1 pseudogene is annotated in these 237 nt (G+C 69.2%); it reads right to left on the reverse strand.

Annotated features, from left to right (window positions below):
• Nucleotides 1–237, reverse strand: a pseudogene (locus tag E0D90_RS26335) (GTPase Era); the annotation flags it as partial.

Below are 237 nucleotides of genomic sequence, written 5' to 3' on the forward strand. Positions count from 1 at the left end.
CTCGGCGACCCTGACCTGCTCGGGCTCGTCCGTCAGATCGCCCTCCGGGTAGAGGAGGGGGCCTTCGGGCAGCAGCGGGACCAGGAGGTCGGCCAGCAGCGACAGCTGCTTGTCGCCCACGGCCGAGACGGGAACGATCTGAGCCCACTCGATCCCGAGCTCCTGGCCGAGGCGGTCCACGGCGATCAACTGTTCGGCCAGCGTCTGCGGGTCCACCAGGTCGGTCTTGGTGACGAT

Source organism: Streptomyces otsuchiensis, from assembly GCF_004305975.1.
GTDB lineage: Bacteria > Actinomycetota > Actinomycetes > Streptomycetales > Streptomycetaceae > Streptomyces > Streptomyces otsuchiensis.